The organism is Paenibacillus sp. FSL H7-0357 (assembly GCF_000758525.1).
Lineage (GTDB): Bacteria > Bacillota > Bacilli > Paenibacillales > Paenibacillaceae > Paenibacillus_AQ.
On sequence record NZ_CP009241.1, the window covers coordinates 1,126,375 to 1,143,552 of the forward strand.

Genomic DNA, 17,178 nt, shown 5'->3' on the forward strand with positions numbered 1-17,178 from the left:
GATGAGTTGCCGCAGGGAGAGTATATTTTTTTTGCTTTTAACTGTGTGTTAATAAACACAGAATATAAACCGGATTAGGAAGAGGAGGAGTAGTGTGATGTCAACGGAATTGAAAACGGAAGTGGAATTTAACAAGGTGATCCGCGAACGGCATTCGGTGCGCAAATATGATCCATCCTGGAAGATTTCCGAGGAGGAGATCAAGGAGATTCTAGGAGAGGCGGTTCTGGCACCGTCCTCCTCCAATCTGCAGCCATGGCGGTTCATCGTCATTACGGATCAGGAGCTGAAGGCACAGCTGTTGCCTATCGCCAACAACCAGCAGCAGACGGTAGAAGCTTCTGCCGTTATCGCCGTGCTTGGCGATTCCGAGGCATACCGCAATGCAGAAGCTATTTACGAGTACGCAGAGGCTGCCGGATATGTGACTCCGGAAGTGGGAGCTGCCATGGCGAAGAGAAGCCGGGATGGATATTCCAGCATGCCGGTTGAGGTGCTGAATAACATCGCGCGTGTTGACGGCGGCCTGGTATCCATGCAGCTTATGCTTGCAGCCAAAGCGAAAGGTTATGACACTGTGCCTATGGGCGGCTTCAACCCTGATGGCTTCAGAGAGCTGTTCCAGATCCCTGAGCGTTATATAACAGTGATGCTGATTGCTCTGGGCAAGGCAGCGGTGGAAGGACGGCCAACCGTCAGATTGCCGCTGGAGCAGGTTACCCATTGGAACGGATTTCAGGGTTAAATAGCTTCACCTGTCAAGGGAAGCATGGGCTGGTCAGCGTAAGCTGGCCGGTTTTTTTGTTTTGCGGTGCTTTCTGCTAAAATATTGTTAGCAGATGCTTTCGAAGTCGGTTTTGTTCGAAGCAGATCTTTGAAGGAATGCTCACAAAACTTTCAGGAGGGGATCATATGATTCAAGTCTATCCGGCACAATCCGCCCACCGTTTTGATCATGGCTGGCTGCAAGGCAGCCACAGCTTCTCGTTCGGTGATTTCTATGATCCTAATAATACCTCGTTTGGTCCGATGCGCGTCTGCAACGATGATACCATCGCACCGGGCAGGGGCTTCGGCGCCCATCCGCACAGCGACATGGAGATCGTCTCCATCGTGCTGTCCGGCAGGCTGCGCCATGAAGATAATTTGGGCAATGTAGCAGAAACAACCTTCGGCGGCATTCAGCGCATGTCTGCTGGAACCGGCGCTATTCATACGGAGCATAATCCTTCGGACAGCGAGCCGGTACGGCTGCTGCAGCTGTGGTTCATGCCGCGTACCCGCGGAACGGCACCTTCTTACAGCACCGGCCGATTTGATCCGGCGAAGCTTGAAGGAAAACTGCTGCGAGTGGTGGCTGCAGAGCCTTCGGAAGAGGTCGTGGGTATTGCCCAGGATATGACAATTTATCTCGGCCGGGCGGAGGACGGCCAGGTATTATCTTTTCAACAGGAGCAGGGACGGCGCATTTTTATATATCTAATTGAAGGAAGGCTGAAGCTGCAGGGGGATGTCGAGCTGCTGCCGGGGGATTCGGCACGGATTGAAGAGGTCAGTGCCTTAAGTCTTGCCGCTGCAGAGAATACCCTGGTTATGGTGATTGATTTACCGTAGCTGCTTACGAAGTACAGTTACAAGGAGGGACATATAATGGCGCAGCAGGAGAGAGTGCTGGTTAAGCATTCGGTAACAGGACGTTTGCTGGTCAGCAGCACGGACGGCCCGGCCTATACGTTTGATCCGCAAGGCGAATTGACGGTAATTACGATCTGCGGGGTAGCTTCCGATAAAGGGGCAGCAGTGGTGGAGCTGAAGTCCGAGCTCAATGTGTTCCGCTTCGAGGAGCCTGCGGAGGGGCCGGTTATCAAGCATTGGTATTATGTAGGCGACAACGCGGTAGATTACGACGCCTCTTCAGGATGTCTAACGATAGCGGTCCAGTCCGAGATTGAGTACCGGCCCGACCAATATTGGGAATAGCGGAGTCAATCTGATATTTCTTTGACTAATATCACATCACAGGTGAAGTTAGTGTCTGGTAAAGTCGTTTTTTTCAAAAAATCCACGGAGAGAGGACAAATGATATTGACAATCCGCTCCTGGTGTACTAGCTTTGTTATGAAACGTAACACGACCAAAGAGATGAGATAGGAGAAATGAACAAAATGGAATTGTTTGCAGCAATGCAGCGGGACGATTACGAAGAGCTATTGTTTTGTCAGGATAAGGCATCAGGGTTAAAGGCGATCATTGCGATTCATGACACAACACTGGGGCCTGCACTGGGCGGAACAAGAATGTGGACTTATGCTTCCGAGGAAGCGGCGATTGTCGATGCGCTGCGGCTGGCCAAAGGTATGACGTACAAGAATGCTGTGGCGGGGCTAAATCTCGGCGGCGGGAAGACGGTGATTATCGGCGACCCTAAAAAAGACAAAAACGAGGCGATGTTCCGGGCCTTCGGCAGATACATACAAGGTTTGAACGGCCGTTATATCACAGCGGAGGATGTAGGCACCACGGAAGAGGATATGGATATTATTCATCAGGAGACGGATTATGTTACCGGGATTTCGGCCACTTACGGTTCTTCCGGCAATCCTTCACCGGCTACAGCTTTCGGGGTGTATCAAGGGATGAAGGCCGCAGCCAAGGCGGCTTTTGGCAGTGATTCGCTGGCTGGTAAGACAGTGGCAGTACAAGGTGTAGGCAACGTGTCCTTTACACTGTGCAAATATCTTCACGAAGAAGGAGCACAGCTTATTGTAACGGATATTAACAAGGAAGCTGTGGCCCGGGCAGTAGAGGCCTATGGGGCCAAAGCAGTTGATCCTGCGGACATCCTCTCAGTAGCTTGCGATATTTATGCCCCTTGCGCACTCGGTGCAACCATTAATGATGAGTCGCTGCCGCTGCTTAAGGCGAAGGTTGTCGCAGGTGCGGCCAACAATCAGCTGAAGGAGCCGCGTCATGGTGATGCCCTGCACGCTAAGGGCATTGTTTACGCGCCAGACTATGTCATTAACGCCGGTGGCGTAATCAACGTTGCCGACGAATTGAACGGCTATAACAAGGAACGAGCCTTTAAGAAAATTGCCAAGATCTATGGCAGCATTACCCGTGTGCTGGAGATTTCACAGGCCAATGGAATACCGGCTTATGCCGCTGCAGACCGCCTGGCAGAAGAGCGGATTGCCCTGCTGCGCACAAGCCGCAGCACGTTCCTGCGGAATGAGCATCACGCCATCAGCAGAAGATAACGTTTCTTCTATATAAATAAGCAAAAGCCCATTTCCGGTTAAGCGGAGTGGTATTATCCCCTTCAAGTAGACACTCGTAAAAAACCTCCTGTGTTAACATGAGGAAATGAGTGAACTTGGAGGGGGTTTTTGTATGGCGAAAAAGGGACAAGTATTTCAATCGTACTCAGAGGAATTCAAGGTAGAGGCTATTCAAACCTATCTTAAAGGAGTAGAGAGCTACAAGGTAGTCGCAGAAAGGTTGGGGATTGCGAGTTGTACCCAGCTTAAAGTATGGGTAAAGAAATATCGGATTGGAGAGCCATTTGATACACGTAAGGGTACAACAAACCCTTTGAAAGGACGTCCTCGTACTACATTTGCCAGTATCGAAGAAGAACGAGATTACTTGAAGGCACAGGTGGATTACTTAAAAAAGCGGTATCCAAATCTGTTAACGGAGCGAAGTTCGGGCTACAAGACAAATACGCCGTAATCGAAGAGCTACGTGACCAGCATGGCGTTACCCGCCTATTAGCTATTGCAGGTGTATCTCGAGCAAACTACTACAAGTGGCGAGGTACACAGGCTCAGCGGATTGAAGCCCATGCGCAGGAGCACGCAATTAAAGAGCATATGGTGGCCGTTCACTTAGCCCATCCCTATTTTGGATATCCTCGAATGCGAACAGCCCTGTGGGAGGCCGGCTACCTCGTCAACCACAAGAAGGTGTGGCGGCTCATGAAAGAACTGTCGATCCAGTCGGTCATTCGAAAGAAAAGGAATCGCTCGAGCTATGCTCCTTCCGTGGTCTATCCTAACCGATTAAAGCGCCAGTTTCATGCGACAGCTCCTCAACAGAAGCTGGTAACCGACATTACGTATATCTCAGACGGCACGCGCTTTTATTATCTGTCCGCCATTCAGGACCTGTTTAACAATGAAATTGTGGCCTGGCAGATCTCAGAGCGAAACGACGTAAAACTCGTCCTGGATACAGTTGAACAGTGGACACGAAAAAGAGACGTGTCTGAAGCCGTACTCCATTCGGACCAAGGCTTCCAATACACGTCTCAGGCGTACAACACACGATTAGAGGCATTCAGCGTCAAGGGCAGCCACTCTCGCAAAGCAACCTGCCTAGATAACGCCTGCATCGAATCCTTCTTTTCGCATCTGAAGACAGAAAAGTTGTACCTTCACCAGTTTAAGTCAGAAGCAGAGATTCATCAAGCCGTCGAGGAGTATATCTACTTTTATAATTACCAACGTTTCCAGGCGAAACTCAAACAGCGCGCGCCGATCGAGTATCGGCACGCGCTGGCTGCTTAGCTTTTTTTCATCTGTCTTCTTGACAGGGGTATGACCAGAGATGGGCTTTTGGCTTTCAGAGCAGATGAAACTTCAAAGGCTACTGTACCTTCTGCGGTTCCGGATAAGTGACGCCGAGCGTATCTACGGTAACCTTTTTCATCACCGGAGGTGCTTCCGGGCGGTCCGAATCGTCACGCGGCAGGTTGACGATGGATTCCACTACCTCAAGACCCTCTGTAACTTTGCCGAAAGCTGCATAGCTTCCGTCCAGGCTCGGATAAGCGGCTGCCATAATAAAAAATTGCGATCCGGCAGAGTTGACATCCTGGCTTCTGGCCATCGAAAGAACACCCTCTGTATGCAGCAGGTTGTTGGTGAACCCGTTGCCGGAGAATTCGCCGGAAATGCTGTAATCCGGTCCGCCCATACCTGTACCGTCAGGATCGCCGCCCTGAATCATGAAGCCGGGAATCACCCGATGGAATATGGTTCCGTCGTAAAATCCCTTTTTAATGAGGGAGATGAAATTATTGACGGTATTTGGAGCGACTTCCGGATAGAGCTCTGCTTTGATAATGCCGCCGTTATCCATCTCTATAGTTACGACCGGGTGGCTGGCTGTTGCAGAAGGGACGCCTTCGGTAGCCGCAGCAGCATCTTCTTTTTGCGGAGCGGGGCTGGCTTCACTGTTTGCAGTATTGCCTGACGTTTTGTTGTTGCCGGAATTCACCGCTTCATTGCCGTTAGCCGGTTTGTTGCCGCATCCGGCTACAATGATCAGCAGCAGTGTCATCATCAGAAGGATGACGGGTTTTTTTCTTGTTAGCTTCACGTTCGTAATCTCTCCTTTTTCCTTGTTCATCTCATGTTCTTCCACATTATCATACCTTCTTTGTCCCACTTCTTGCAAAGTGAGGTGTGAGGGCCGGGATTGGCACAAGTTCAAAAGAGGGGTAGAATAGGTAGATGCTTCCAAGGTATAACAGAAGGGATGTGTGCTTCATGCAGTTTTCGTGGAAGCGGAACCTGATCGTGCTTTGGGTGGGTGTTTTCTTTTGCAGTACGGCATATTCGATCTCGATTCCGTTCCTTTCAATTTTTTTGAGTGACCAATTAGGGGTCACGAGTCATTTGGAGATTTGGTCGGGGGTCAGCTTCGGCATCACCTTCCTGGCCAGTGCACTAATTTCGCCTTATTGGGGTTCACTGGCTGATAAATATGGCCGCAAACCGATGCTGATCCGCTCGGGCTTCAGTCTGGCGGCCTTATACTTAATTAATTTCTTCGTCCATGACCCATATGTATTTCTGATCGTACGGATTTTTCAGGGCCTGCTGGCAGGCTTTGTTCCGGCAGCCATCGCCATGGTGGCCACCAATACACCCGAGGATAAGACCGGTTATGCGCTGAGCATCATGTCGACTGCGGGAGCTACCGGCAGTATCATCGGACCGCTCATTGGCGGCGTAGTGAGTTATTATACCAGCAACCGCAGCGCCTTTTTGTTCTCGGCTGCGATCGTTCTGGTCTCGGCCCTAATCGCTACTTTCTTCGCCAAAGAGGAGAACTACGACCGCTCTGCACCCAGATCACGGGTCAGGGATGACATCCGGGAGGCGAGAAACAACCGCGCCTTTATTACCCTGCTGTCACTGGCCGGCATCAGTACTTTTTCGGTAATGATCCTTGAACCGCTGCTGCCGATTTATTTGCTTGATATGGGCATTTCCAAAAGCACCGCTACACTAAGCTCGGGAATTGTATTCTCCGCCGTAGGGATTGCTACTGTGATTATGGCACCGCAATGGGGGAGAATAGGCAGCCGCAAAGGCTTCGGACTTGTCCTGTTTATTGGCCTGATCGGCGGGGGAATTGGGAACATCCTTCAGTATTTTGTCTCAGGTTATGTAGAGTTTGCGGTACTGCGTTTTGCCTATGGCCTGTTCTATGCCGGAGTGCTTCCTTCGGTTAACGCAATGATAGTCCAGACCATTGAACCGGGATTCCGCGGGCGGGCATTCGGACTGAATCAGGCGGCTTCGCAGCTGGCAACGATGGCCGGTCCGATTATCGGCGGCTTGCTCGGCGCGTTCATTCCCATCCGCTGGGTGTTTGTCATCAACGGTGTGATGCTGCTGGTAGCGGCGGTGCTGGTGAAGACCCGTAAGCTGGAGGCGAAAGTCATCGCAGCCCGTCATGCTGGAGAACCGGTAGCGATGCAGAAGTAGCATGCCGGATTACGCTGCCGTAAGGTCCGGATTAGGATAAGCTGTCGGCTTGGTCCATTCTTAATGGAAAAAGCACCGCCGGAACAACTTCCGGCGGCGCTTGGCGTCAGTCCTACATTATTCTTCTTCTCCGTTCGATCCGTTCAGGACATCGGTCCCGGGCATTACATCCAGGGGAGGTGAGGCAGGGTCCACAGCAGTTCCGGGCTGAAGCTCGTCGGCGTCGGGAATATCCTCCAGTGGCAGATCCTCTTCCTCATCGTCCAGAATTTCGTCGTCACCGGCATAATCAATGACGCTGCCCGTCAGTCCTGCAGCCCCGGCGGCTAAGACGGCATCGGATTCAAGTAGCTCATCCCGCCCGGTTCCCGGTGAAGCGGCTATCTCTCCGTGCCGTTCAGCCCGCGGACGAAGAGCAGGTTCAGGTGCACTGAGGCCTATGTCAGCAGCCAGAATGTGGTCTTCTACGAGCGCCGGATCGGCACCGTCATCCACTACGCCATCGAAATCAATGGGAGCGGCACCGACGGGTTCATGGCTGGTAAATGCAGATTCGAGCGGCCGTCTGTCTTCCTGATCCGTGCCGCTGCCGCTTGTGCTCTGTTCGGTAATCGTGCCGAGCGGACGCAGTTCTTCCAGCGGAATATCCTGCTCCGGGGAGCGTTCTCCCATCTTTGTATAACGCTCATATGCAAAATCGGCTTCAGTTTTATTAAATTCATTACCCATAGCCGTTCAACTCCTTTGCTTAAGTCTGTCCCTTTTTAGGAACAGCATGGTCAATTGCTGCTTGCTGGTCGTCGTCCGGCAGGGCGCCGGGAAATGACCCTTCCTGAAACAGGCCGAACTGTTCATCGATATCCCGCTCGGTTACCAGCCCATCTTCATCAGAGGGTTGGCCCGCGGTGATGTTCTCCTTCTTGTCCATAGCCTATCCTCCTCGACTTCTATAATAGTTCTTTACCCGTTTATCCGGCGCCGAATCTGTTACACCCCGGAGCAGCTTGTCCATTAGAAATTAGAACGGGTATAGAGGAGATTCTTAGCCTGATCTTAATATATTCAATCCAGGCGCCATTTAACCGTGTAACCAAGGGTAAACTACTTAATTCGAGGTTTTTTGCAAGATTAGGCAGGTATAGTGCGAAGGTTGTCGAAAATAAGAATCATATGAACTATATAAATACCACTAATGATTTATTGAGGAGCCAAGATGAAGTTGCCATCATCAAAGAGAGTAGTTGCGATATTCATGCTGCTGCTTTTGATCGCTATAGTGCCTATCGGTATCGTCATGGAGTGGGACGAGCGGTCAGGCGTTGCCTTGCCGGAATGGGAGCTGAAGTGGGGAAGTTCAAATATACAGGATGTTGAAGAGGCTGCGTCTGCACCTGATGAGGATTGGATAAAGCAGACAGCAAGTTCATCCAGGCCGCTCACCAATGAAGGGATGACAGGAGCCTGGATACGCTTCACTTTACCTCCGACAGCGGCAAATTCGGCACTGCTTATAGATAAAGTGTATGGAAATACGCTTAAAGCTTACAAGAATAACGTTCTTATTTACGATTCGGCAGATATGGTCAATTATAATGGCAGCAAAGTGCTGATTCCTTTGTCAGCAGAAGATAAAAGCGGCCAGCTTTATTTGTGGAGCAGCGGCGGCAGCAAAGATTTCGGTATAGAAGGCGGCATCAGGGTAGGGAATTATGACAAGCTCCTTGCCCATTATGTTAAACAGAATCTGATCGATCTTGTCATCGGTGCGGCCCTAATATTTATGGCTGTTGCGCTGTTGATGTGCCTGCTGTTTTTCAGGCTGGAATTTTTCTCGGGCGGCTTATGGCTTGTGCTTGTTATAGCTTCCTTCGGTATGCTGCTGATCACCTACTCACCTTTTTTGCAGCTCGTCTTGCACGGCCATGACCAATGGATTGAGGTTTGTTTTGATCTGGCTTTACTCATACTTCTGCCGGCATTTACCTTGTATTTTGAACGGATATTCGGACGTGGAAAAAGTCTGTGGCTGGTCCGGTTTCGTAATTTTCAACTGCTTTATTCGGGATTCAGTCTCGGCTTTCTGCTGCTGAATATATTACTTTCCTACCGCTTGGATCACCTGTATAGACTGATGAGTGTTCAAGTGATCGGCATCATGATGATCCTGCAATTCTTTTACTTGCTGGTTTTTGCGGTTATTCATGCTCTTAGAGGCAACCGGGAAGCTCTTATCTTCACGATAGGCTTTGTTATTTTCGCGGTTCCTTCGCTTAGTGAGCTGATCCTGTACTTTTCATCCACACATAGATACCATTTGTATTGGTGGAAATGGGGAGTGGTTGGGTTCCTCCTTTCTCTGATCATTATCCTCGGGAGAAGGCTGGCCCGGAATTATGAACAGACCGTGGAATACTCCCGGGATCTGGAGAAATTCAACAACGATCTGCAGCGCTCGGAGAAGATGGAGATCATCAGTGAGCTCGCTGCTTCGGTTGCCCATGAGGTTCGCAATCCGCTGCAGGTAACCCGGGGTTTTCTGCAGATTCTGGGTGAACGCTCCGGCAAGAAGGAAAAGGAGTACCTGGAAATGGCAATGGAGGAGCTGGACCGGGCTTCCTTGATTATTACGGATTTTCTGACCTTCGCCAAACCGGGGCAGGAAACCGTGGATGTATTTGAGGTTTCGGAGGAACTGAAGCATGTGTCCGGCATTTTGATGCCACTGGCCAATCTGCAGGGTGGTGAGATAGAGCTCCGCCTGCAAAGCGATCTTCAAGTGAAGGGCAGCGCCTCCAAGTTTAAACAGGCTTTTATCAATTTGATCAAGAACAGCATTGAATCGCTTCAGGAGGATGGGCTGATTCAAGTAACCGCCTGGAAATCAGGTCAGCATATTATTATCAGTGTGCAGGATAACGGGGAAGGCATGAGGGTTAGCGAACTTGCCCGGCTGGGAGAGCCGTACTATTCGAATAAAACCAAGGGAACAGGGCTCGGGCTCATGGTTACCTTCCGTATTATAGAAGCGATGGACGGGTCCATTCAATTTCACAGTACAAAAGATGAAGGTACCGAAGTGATTGTTAAATTGCCATCAGCCGGAAAAATTTAGAATTTTTTTGGTAAATTTCGTTTTTATGAAGGGATAGGCAACGGCCAGCGCGAAATAATACCAATACAGAACACTTTGTTTCTGAAACTTTCTTCTGAGGTGCTTACATGCGCTTGATCGTCAAAAGTTTACATATAGTAGCAGCATTTTTTTTACTTTTTATGATCTGCGGTTCGCTCACGGTATCAGCGGAAAGTCATTATGCTTCTAAAGAAATCACAAATTGGCAAATCAAATGGGGCAGCAAGGCGGGGGATACAGGACATCAAGTTCCTGTTTCCGATAAAGAAGAGTGGCTGAGCGCCGGCTCCGGCCAGAAAACACCGGAGCTTCCAGACGGAATCTCTTCTGTATGGACACGCATTTCGCTTCCGGAATTCAAATATGTCTCACCTGCAGTCTATATCGATACGTTATATGCACTGCATGTAAAAGTGTACATGGAGGATCGCCTCATCTTTGAAGCTGACCGCAGTTATATTAAGGATAATTATTCACTGCTCGTGCCCCTAAGCAGCGGGGACAACGGGAAGAATCTGTACATATGGACTGAAACGCTTAAGGATCGGATCGGTATCAAGGATCAAGTGATCATTGGGGAACACGGAGTTCTGATTAAGGACTATATCAAAAACGGGCTTATCGACGTTATTCTGGGCGGTGCCTTTTTGTTTGTGGCGATAGTCCTGTTTGTGTGCGCGTTTTATCTCAACAAGGATTACTTTTCGATAGCGGCCTCTTTATCTATCGTCATTGCCTCCACCGGAGTGCTGTCGATCACGTATTCCCCGTTTATTTATACCTTTTACAGCTATTTAGGTCCGGTGAGCATAGTCTTTCTGGATTTGGCGTTACTGTCGCTTCTGCCTGCGCTGACCTATCTGTTTGAGAAAATATTCGGCGGCGGAAGGTTTGGCATCATCCGTAAGTTCCGCAAATTCCAGACAGCATATTCTTTATTTTGCATCGTTTGTCTAGTGATCAATGGACTGTCGGATAACCGCTTTGTTGAACTGTACTATTTTATATCAGTCACTATCATCGGATTTCTAATGATCCTTCAATTCATTCTCCTCATTGCCTGTGTCATTATCTATTCTTTGAAGGGAAATAAGGATGCGATCATTTTTGCCATCGGCTTCGGAACTGCAGCCTTTACTGGAGTAGCCGAGCTGGTGTGGTATTATATCCGCCAAGGCAATTATGATCTGTTCTACTGGAAATGGGCGCTGGTTGTGTTCATTCTCTCGCTCATTATTATTCTCGGCCGCAGGCTGGCCCTGAACCATCAGCAGGTGGTCAAATATTCCCGGGAGCTGGAGCTGTTCAACAATGAACTGCAGCGTTCGGAAAAAATGGAGATTATCAGCGAGCTTGCTGCATCCGTAGCACATGAAGTCCGCAATCCGCTTCAGGTTACGCGAGGATTTTTGCAGCTGCTGATGGAGAAATCGAACGGAGATGAGCAGAGATTTCTGTTCATGGCCCTTAGCGAGCTGGACCGCGCAGCGAACATCATTACGGATTTCCTGACCTTTGCCAAACCGGAATTCGAGCAGGTCTCGATTCTTAATGTTCATGATGAATTCAAGCATATCGAGAGCATCCTGCTTCCGCTATGCCATTTGAACGGGGGCAAGATGGTGCTGGACGTGAAGGAACATTGTTGGGTGAAGGGCAACTCCTCCAAATTCAAGCAGGCTTTTATTAATATCATCAAGAATAGTATCGAGTCTCTCGGGGAGGAAGGGACCATTCATATGTCGGTATATGCCAAAGGGGACAGGGTGTATATTCATGTGAAGGATAACGGGGAGGGAATGGAACCGGGCGTATTGAACCGGCTTGGCGAGCCGTATTTCTCGAACAAGTCGAAGGGCACAGGCCTGGGACTTATGGTCACTTTCCGCATCATTGAGGCCATGAATGGTGAAGTCCGCATTATAAGCAAAAAAGGAGCAGGAACCGAATCCATCATCATTCTGCCGCTGGCAGAAGCTCCGGATGATTCCAACTCCTTATGAACTCTTAAACCTGTTGTTCTACCAAGAACCGAGTGTAGTAACGTCGGTCTTCAGTATGCCTGAAGATGGACTGGGAGGAATAACCAGATAGAACTCATTGGAGCCTTCCTCTACCGTCTTGAGCGTAATATGGTCGGGAAGATTGATGCCTAGTGCTTCTTTGAGGGCTGCTTTTGGGTCTGAGAGCAGCTTCTGCTTGAAACTTGGATCTTCCCATGCTTTCTGAATCACTTGATTTCTAAGAATTGCTTCTGACAAAATAATCACCCTTCCCCTGAATGGTTATATTTACCTCATGAGCATAACATAGGATTTTATATTAATCTATTGCTATTTCTATGATCATAATAGAGTTGCAGTGCTTATTATGTATTCCTATTTTTGGATAACCAGTAGCTGAGTCCTCCTCCCTGCAAAAGCTGTTTCTCTGCTTCGATAGCTGCTGCGATATGCTGGAGATTCTGGACCAGCACATGGTGGAAAGCTACCAGATGGGGAGCCTTCAGCCGGTATTCTGCGAGTTTGCTGTGGTTGGCGAGCGCTGTTTCAGCGTAGGACGCCAGCCCGCCTTCCGTAAAGATGAAATCTTTGACCTTCCCCGCTGTAAGCGGGCCTTGACCCTCCTGAAGCTGGCAACGGGCCAGAGACAGCAGGCAATTATAGCTGCCCTCCGCCAAATCCTGCTCCCAATCCTCGTAATCATCAAGCATTTGCAGTGTAATCAGTACCTTATGCAGCATCTCTTCCGAATCCGCAATTAGAAAAGCATGATCCGAAAGTAGCAGGACGGCTGTACTGCAGAGCTTAAGCGGACTGGCTTTGTGGGCAATTTTGACACGGTCGTTCAGGAAATAGTCACTGCTGGCCTCGCCTGCCACACTGTCTGCCCATTCAAAAAGATAACGTTTGAAATAGGACCAGAACGAGGAGTCCGGGGCGAAAAGAGGCCGGTAAATATGGAGAAATTCCACGTACAGCAGGTTGGCAAGCGGCAGCTGCTCTGCGGCGGTTGGCTCTTTGCTGTCCATCAGATCATCCTGCAGGAAGAAATAGAGCATAATTAAGACGTTCCCCAGCGACATCTGATGCACTTGCTCTGACGTAAGACCGTATTCTGAGCGCAGCCAGAACGGGAGTAAATAACATATGTAATTTTTGTGGCTTCCTGCTTTAAATACGTTAAACTGATGAAGATAGGCCAAACCTTGTGTACGAAGCGGTTCTGGAAATCCTGTGATGATGACACTGGCATCGCCAAATACCGCGCGGAGCTCCTCATCGTACTCATGAAGCCAATCCATAGGCTGCTCCCCTGTCAATATTTTATTTTTTTTAGAAAAAATGGGGTTATCCGTCATGATTATAGTCCTACTAACCTGGGATTTCAATGATAATTTATGGGGTGATATAGTAATGGAGTACTATAATTCATCTTATCCACGGATTGAGAATTGCTAAAGGGGGATGGACATGGAGAAGATTGTGTTTGGGCTGGCCGGCGGCGGCTGGCGGGCGGAGTTCTATTTGCGTATTGCCAAACAGCTGCCGGAACAATTCGCTGTAGGCGCTATGTTTGTGCGCAATAAGGAGAAAGCCGATGTCTTAAGCAGGGAATGGGGAGTGAAGGTCTACACTTCAATTGAAGAGTTTATCTCAGCGGGTACTTATTCCTTTGCGGTAATTAGTCTGAAACGCGAGGTAAGCAAAGCGTATATCATCCGGCTGGCGGAAGCGGGTATTCCGGTGCTTGCGGAGACGCCGCCGGCGCCCGATCTGGAACAGCTGACGGAGCTATGGAATAGGGTGGGCCGTTCTGCCGTCATCCAGATTGCCGAGCAGTATCTGTTCCAGCCGATGCATGCGGCAAGAATCAAGCTGGCCGCTTCCGGCAGGCTTGGCACGATCAGCCAGGCCCAGGTATCGGCTGCACACGGATATCACGGAATCAGCCTCATCCGGCAGCTGCTGGGCATCGGCTTCGAGAATCCAATAATTCGTGCACAGAATTTTTGTTCTTCTATTATAAAGGGACCGCAGCGAAGCGGACCTCCGGTTGCCGAGGTGATGGTTCAGACGGGGCAGATGCTGGCCACTCTGGATTTTGGAGCCCGGCTAGGTGTGTTCGATTTCAGCGGCGACCAGTATTTTTCATGGATCCGCGGCAACCGGATTTTGGTGCGCGGGGAGCGGGGGGAACTGTTGAACGATGAGGTGTCCTGGCTCCAGAGCTATGATACGCCGCTCTACTGCAAGCTGCGGCGGATGGATGCCGGGCATGGCGGAAACCTGGAGGGCTTTTATCTCAAGGGGATTATGGGAGACGGCGAATGGCTGTACCGGAATCCATTTGCCCCGGCCAGGCTCACGGACGATGAAATTGCCATTGCAGAGAGCCTTGTCCGAATGCAGAGACATGTTCAAGGAGGACCTTCTTTCTACAGTTTGGCCGAAGGATGCCAGGATCAGTATTTGGCACTGCTGCTGGAGCAGGCGGCGGCGAGCGGAGAAACGGTGACTTCCCATAGTCAGCCGTGGTCAGAGCAGGGCTGAAGCAGCGGATGTAATCAAAAGCACGGCCGGGCGGGGGTGTTTCCCGCCTGCCGTGCTTTTTGGTATGTGATCGTACGAGCTTACAACGGCTGCGAGCCGGATAGTTGTGCAGCTAATTGTGCATACTCGCCGCGCAGCCGGAGAAGTTTCGCGACACTCTTCTCCAAGCCGCCGAGCCGGTTGCGCCGGGTCCATAATTGCCGGTATTGATGCAGCAGGAGGTCGAGATCATGGATCTGATGGTCCACCAGTGCCGGATCAATCCCGGCAGGTTCCGCAGCCAGCAGCTGTTTGATGCGGCCAAGCTGCACGGCATGCTTTACAAAATGAATGCCGTTCTCAAGCTCTTGGATGACAAGTTCGGCATCCGTGCATTCCAGCGCAAGATCTTCAAGCTGATCCTCAATACGGCTGATGTACTGCTCCAGATTATCGAAATGCTCAGCGGTGAGTTTATTTACGATCCCCATGTTGGCCAGATTACTGCGCATCAGCATGGACATTTCTGAATCATTGGGGCGGGAAATGCCGGATTCAAGCTTGTAGTAATTTCCAAGATCGAGCAGCAATTGCCCAATCTTCTCCGAACGGTCGTGAAAGACCGAGGTATTCAGATATCCTGCAACATCGGCATCAAGATTGTTGTCGACATTCCAGGACAGCGCAGCGCCGTAGACAAATCCGGCATAACTCACCGGAAGATGCTGCCAATGGCCGAAATCACCCCAGTCCGTAATGAGGTAGCCGATAGCCCCGTTGTTCTTGCCGTGTACAGCGGCGTTATGCAAGTTGGCGAGCATATTGCCGGTGCGTCCGGTAAGGGAATTCCAGGAGCTGGTTCCCGGGCAGACATAGAACGGGATTTGTGCTTCGCGGAATTTCAGGGTGTCCGCTTCGAACGGGTGGTCTGCGCTGTAACCCCATTCCATGGCAATAATATTTTTAGGCAGCTGGGGGATCAGCTCAGGATGCTGGATGATAATATCACCCCAGAACTGCATCGTTTTTCCCCGCTGTACAACGAGCTCATGAATCTTCTGCAGAAATGACAAGTAGAGCGTGCCTTTGCCTGCTGCATCTGCCGCGGCTTTGCTTTTGCCAAGTCCCAGTTCATAAGTCTCGTCGCAGCCAACGTTGAACTGATTCGAGGTGAAATAAGGAAGAAGGTCATCATACATTGTGCCCAGCAGCTCGAGTACTTTAGGGTCTTCAGTATCGAAGGTGCCCGGCTCCATGAAAAGCCCATCCGGATATAAATCACTGTCATACATATGGTCTGGCAGCATGAACCCCTCAGGACTTTCGGCCAGTGCTTTGAATTCCGGCCGGGTCAGCCATCCTTCCATATGGCCGAAGCTGTTCTGGTTGGGAACCAGCTCGATATAACGTTCGCGGCAGTAAGCATCGAGCAGCAGAATTTCTTCACCGGTTATAGGTGTTTCGAGCTCCCAAACCTGGGGGAACGACTCATAGGCAAAAGGAGAACCTTCTATATATAACTGCAGTTGGTTCAGCTTCAGATCGGCCATAAGATCAACGATCCGGTAAAGGGTTTCGAGTTTGGGCGTTTTGTTGCGGCTGATATCAATCATCAGTCCTCTTGCGGCAAAGTCCGGTTCATCCCGGATATGCAGACAGGGAATGTTTCTGCCGGATTGTTCCAGAATCTGTTTCAGGGTTGCCACTGCATAATAGGCTCCTTCAGGAGAGCTGTAAGTAATGAAGATTCCATGCTCTTCGATGACAAGCTCATAACCTCCTGCAGACAGCAGGCGGTTGTAGCTAAAGCTGCATGCGGAGGAAACGGCCGGACGTGTACCTACTGACAAAGGCAGGCTGAGCTGAAGAACTTGAGAAATGACAAGCTGAAGCTTACGGGCTGCCGGGAGAACGGAACGGTTCGCCTCACCGGAGAGAACAATGCTTGCTTTGGCCGGAAGGCGGAAGTAGCCTTCAGAGCGCGTGATTGTCCGTGGATGGGGAAGCAGCTGTAAAGTGCGAATTTCAGGCATAGTGTGGACACCTCTTATTCATGTAGAATATGATCATCTTCCTAACAACCATATCACTCCTAAACAGAGTAAGGAATGCAAAGTACGTCCAAGGTCATGGATTATATAATCAGTCCTTACCCAGTACAATACGTAGATCGCAAGGTGCCACGGTAGAGGGACTTTTGGCCTCATTCGCAAGTGGATTTACTGCTAAACGGCTCCCTGCAGGCAAAGGTAATATGTGGTATCGTGCATTATAATGATCGTTTTTATTTCTCGGCAATTTTGGAGTATCTATATATAAGACGACATATTTCTTCTTTTGTTGCGGATGAATGTCGGATCATGCAGCTTTATGTTGACACTCACAAAAATCAAATGCTATTATTTAGATAATATTAGTAATTTTTATGATAGTTCTTAAAGACTATGTTATGCCGGAGATGAAGCCATGAGGGAATTTTACTGCATCAGTTGCCGCAGTCTCCATAAGGTGGACGTACAAACAAACCGCTCCGTACGCATTTTGTCCACCGGGTATCATATCGTTGGCGAACAGCGCTATCAAATTTGTATCTGTAATCTAACTGAGTTGCATACATCCTTCCCAGCTGCAGCCGAATATAATGCGGAATGACTGGTCTAATGATGCATCTGATTCATATATCAGCCGAACAGCCTGTCCACTCAGCGGACAGGCTGTTTAACGTGCCTGT

General features: G+C 49.8%; 16 protein-coding genes. 10 read left to right on the forward strand and 6 right to left on the reverse strand.

Annotated features, from left to right (window positions below; genetic code table 11):
- The first annotated feature begins 97 nt into the window (after positions 1-97).
- The 6 genes from H70357_RS04995 to H70357_RS05020 all read left to right on the forward strand — a co-directional run bounded on the left by H70357_RS04995 (position 98) and on the right by H70357_RS05020 (position 4,571).
- Entirely contained in the window at positions 98-745 is a 648-nt protein-coding gene (locus H70357_RS04995; protein WP_038586444.1) for a nitroreductase family protein, read from the forward strand.
- Between the two features lie 167 nt (positions 746-912).
- The gene (locus H70357_RS05000) at positions 913-1,614 is read left to right on the forward strand and encodes a pirin family protein (RefSeq protein WP_038586447.1); all 702 of its coding nucleotides are present in this window, start codon (positions 913-915) and stop codon (positions 1,612-1,614) included.
- A gap of 36 nt (positions 1,615-1,650) precedes the next feature.
- Complete coding sequence (locus H70357_RS05005; RefSeq protein ID WP_038586450.1) at positions 1,651-1,980, forward strand: hypothetical protein; 330 nt, start codon at positions 1,651-1,653, stop codon at positions 1,978-1,980.
- Positions 1,981-2,165: 185 nt separating this feature from the next.
- Positions 2,166-3,260: a Glu/Leu/Phe/Val family dehydrogenase gene (locus H70357_RS05010; protein WP_038586452.1), complete on the forward strand. Its 1,095-nt coding sequence runs from the start codon at positions 2,166-2,168 to the stop codon at positions 3,258-3,260.
- A 133-nt stretch (positions 3,261-3,393) separates the two neighbouring features.
- Positions 3,394-3,735, forward strand: coding sequence for a transposase (locus H70357_RS37030; RefSeq protein ID WP_038586069.1), 342 nt, complete (start codon positions 3,394-3,396; stop codon positions 3,733-3,735).
- A complete protein-coding gene (locus tag H70357_RS05020; RefSeq protein WP_442950466.1) occupies positions 3,618-4,571 on the forward strand; it encodes an IS3 family transposase in 954 nt (317 codons plus the stop codon). Before H70357_RS37030 ends, H70357_RS05020 begins: the two co-directional genes overlap by 118 nt.
- A gap of 79 nt (positions 4,572-4,650) precedes the next feature.
- Here H70357_RS05020 and H70357_RS05025 read toward each other — a convergent pair whose 3' ends face one another.
- A complete protein-coding gene (locus H70357_RS05025) occupies positions 4,651-5,415 on the reverse strand; it encodes a peptidylprolyl isomerase (protein ID WP_052092445.1) in 765 nt (254 codons plus the stop codon).
- 140 nt (positions 5,416-5,555) lie between these two features.
- Here H70357_RS05025 and H70357_RS05030 point away from each other — a divergent pair, with 140 nt between their 5' ends.
- A complete protein-coding gene (locus tag H70357_RS05030; protein ID WP_038586456.1) occupies positions 5,556-6,782 on the forward strand; it encodes an MFS transporter in 1,227 nt (408 codons plus the stop codon).
- A gap of 117 nt (positions 6,783-6,899) precedes the next feature.
- Here H70357_RS05030 and H70357_RS35680 read toward each other — a convergent pair whose 3' ends face one another.
- Together H70357_RS35680 and H70357_RS05040 are read right to left on the reverse strand one after the other, a co-directional pair.
- Complete coding sequence (locus H70357_RS35680; protein WP_038586459.1) at positions 6,900-7,511, reverse strand: hypothetical protein; 612 nt, start codon at positions 7,509-7,511, stop codon at positions 6,900-6,902.
- Between the two features lie 19 nt (positions 7,512-7,530).
- On the reverse strand, positions 7,531-7,710 hold the full coding sequence (locus tag H70357_RS05040; protein ID WP_038586461.1) for a hypothetical protein: 180 nt from the start codon (positions 7,708-7,710) through the stop codon (positions 7,531-7,533).
- Between the two features lie 291 nt (positions 7,711-8,001).
- Here H70357_RS05040 and H70357_RS05045 point away from each other — a divergent pair, with 291 nt between their 5' ends.
- Complete coding sequence (locus H70357_RS05045; RefSeq protein WP_197073652.1) at positions 8,002-9,894, forward strand: sensor histidine kinase; 1,893 nt, start codon at positions 8,002-8,004, stop codon at positions 9,892-9,894.
- A 113-nt stretch (positions 9,895-10,007) separates the two neighbouring features.
- On the forward strand, positions 10,008-11,918 hold the full coding sequence (locus tag H70357_RS05050; protein WP_379144074.1) for an ATP-binding protein: 1,911 nt from the start codon (positions 10,008-10,010) through the stop codon (positions 11,916-11,918).
- Positions 11,919-11,936: 18 nt separating this feature from the next.
- On the opposite strand, the gene H70357_RS05055 is transcribed toward H70357_RS05050, so the two are convergent.
- Together H70357_RS05055 and H70357_RS05060 are read right to left on the reverse strand one after the other, a co-directional pair.
- A complete protein-coding gene (locus H70357_RS05055; protein ID WP_038598665.1) occupies positions 11,937-12,179 on the reverse strand; it encodes an NHLP leader peptide family RiPP precursor in 243 nt (80 codons plus the stop codon).
- Positions 12,180-12,283: 104 nt separating this feature from the next.
- Complete coding sequence (locus H70357_RS05060) at positions 12,284-13,219, reverse strand: hypothetical protein (protein ID WP_038586471.1); 936 nt, start codon at positions 13,217-13,219, stop codon at positions 12,284-12,286.
- A gap of 169 nt (positions 13,220-13,388) precedes the next feature.
- Here H70357_RS05060 and H70357_RS05065 point away from each other — a divergent pair, with 169 nt between their 5' ends.
- Positions 13,389-14,468, forward strand: coding sequence for a Gfo/Idh/MocA family protein (locus H70357_RS05065; protein WP_038586474.1), 1,080 nt, complete (start codon positions 13,389-13,391; stop codon positions 14,466-14,468).
- 80 nt (positions 14,469-14,548) lie between these two features.
- Here the strand turns inward: H70357_RS05065 and H70357_RS05070 are convergent, their stop codons facing one another.
- Complete coding sequence (locus tag H70357_RS05070) at positions 14,549-16,480, reverse strand: beta-N-acetylhexosaminidase (RefSeq protein WP_052091833.1); 1,932 nt, start codon at positions 16,478-16,480, stop codon at positions 14,549-14,551.
- Between the last annotated feature and the right edge of the window lie 698 nt (positions 16,481-17,178).

What these genes read in the sequence shown, in the direction of transcription:
- H70357_RS04995 (WP_038586444.1), top strand. Translation starts at nt 98, where the DNA reads ATGTCAACGGAATTGAAAACGGAAGTGGAATTTAACAAGGTGATCCGC.
- H70357_RS05000 (WP_038586447.1), top strand. Translation starts at nt 913, where the DNA reads ATGATTCAAGTCTATCCGGCACAATCCGCCCACCGTTTTGATCATGGC.
- H70357_RS05005 (WP_038586450.1), top strand. Translation starts at nt 1,651, where the DNA reads ATGGCGCAGCAGGAGAGAGTGCTGGTTAAGCATTCGGTAACAGGACGT.
- H70357_RS05010 (WP_038586452.1), top strand. Translation starts at nt 2,166, where the DNA reads ATGGAATTGTTTGCAGCAATGCAGCGGGACGATTACGAAGAGCTATTG.
- H70357_RS37030 (WP_038586069.1), top strand. Translation starts at nt 3,394, where the DNA reads ATGGCGAAAAAGGGACAAGTATTTCAATCGTACTCAGAGGAATTCAAG.
- H70357_RS05025 (WP_052092445.1), bottom strand. Translation starts at nt 5,415, where the DNA reads ATGAACAAGGAAAAAGGAGAGATTACGAACGTGAAGCTAACAAGAAAA.
- H70357_RS05030 (WP_038586456.1), top strand. Translation starts at nt 5,556, where the DNA reads ATGCAGTTTTCGTGGAAGCGGAACCTGATCGTGCTTTGGGTGGGTGTT.
- H70357_RS35680 (WP_038586459.1), bottom strand. Translation starts at nt 7,511, where the DNA reads ATGGGTAATGAATTTAATAAAACTGAAGCCGATTTTGCATATGAGCGT.
- H70357_RS05040 (WP_038586461.1), bottom strand. Translation starts at nt 7,710, where the DNA reads ATGGACAAGAAGGAGAACATCACCGCGGGCCAACCCTCTGATGAAGAT.
- H70357_RS05060 (WP_038586471.1), bottom strand. Translation starts at nt 13,219, where the DNA reads ATGGATTGGCTTCATGAGTACGATGAGGAGCTCCGCGCGGTATTTGGC.
- H70357_RS05065 (WP_038586474.1), top strand. Translation starts at nt 13,389, where the DNA reads ATGGAGAAGATTGTGTTTGGGCTGGCCGGCGGCGGCTGGCGGGCGGAG.
- H70357_RS05070 (WP_052091833.1), bottom strand. Translation starts at nt 16,480, where the DNA reads ATGCCTGAAATTCGCACTTTACAGCTGCTTCCCCATCCACGGACAATC.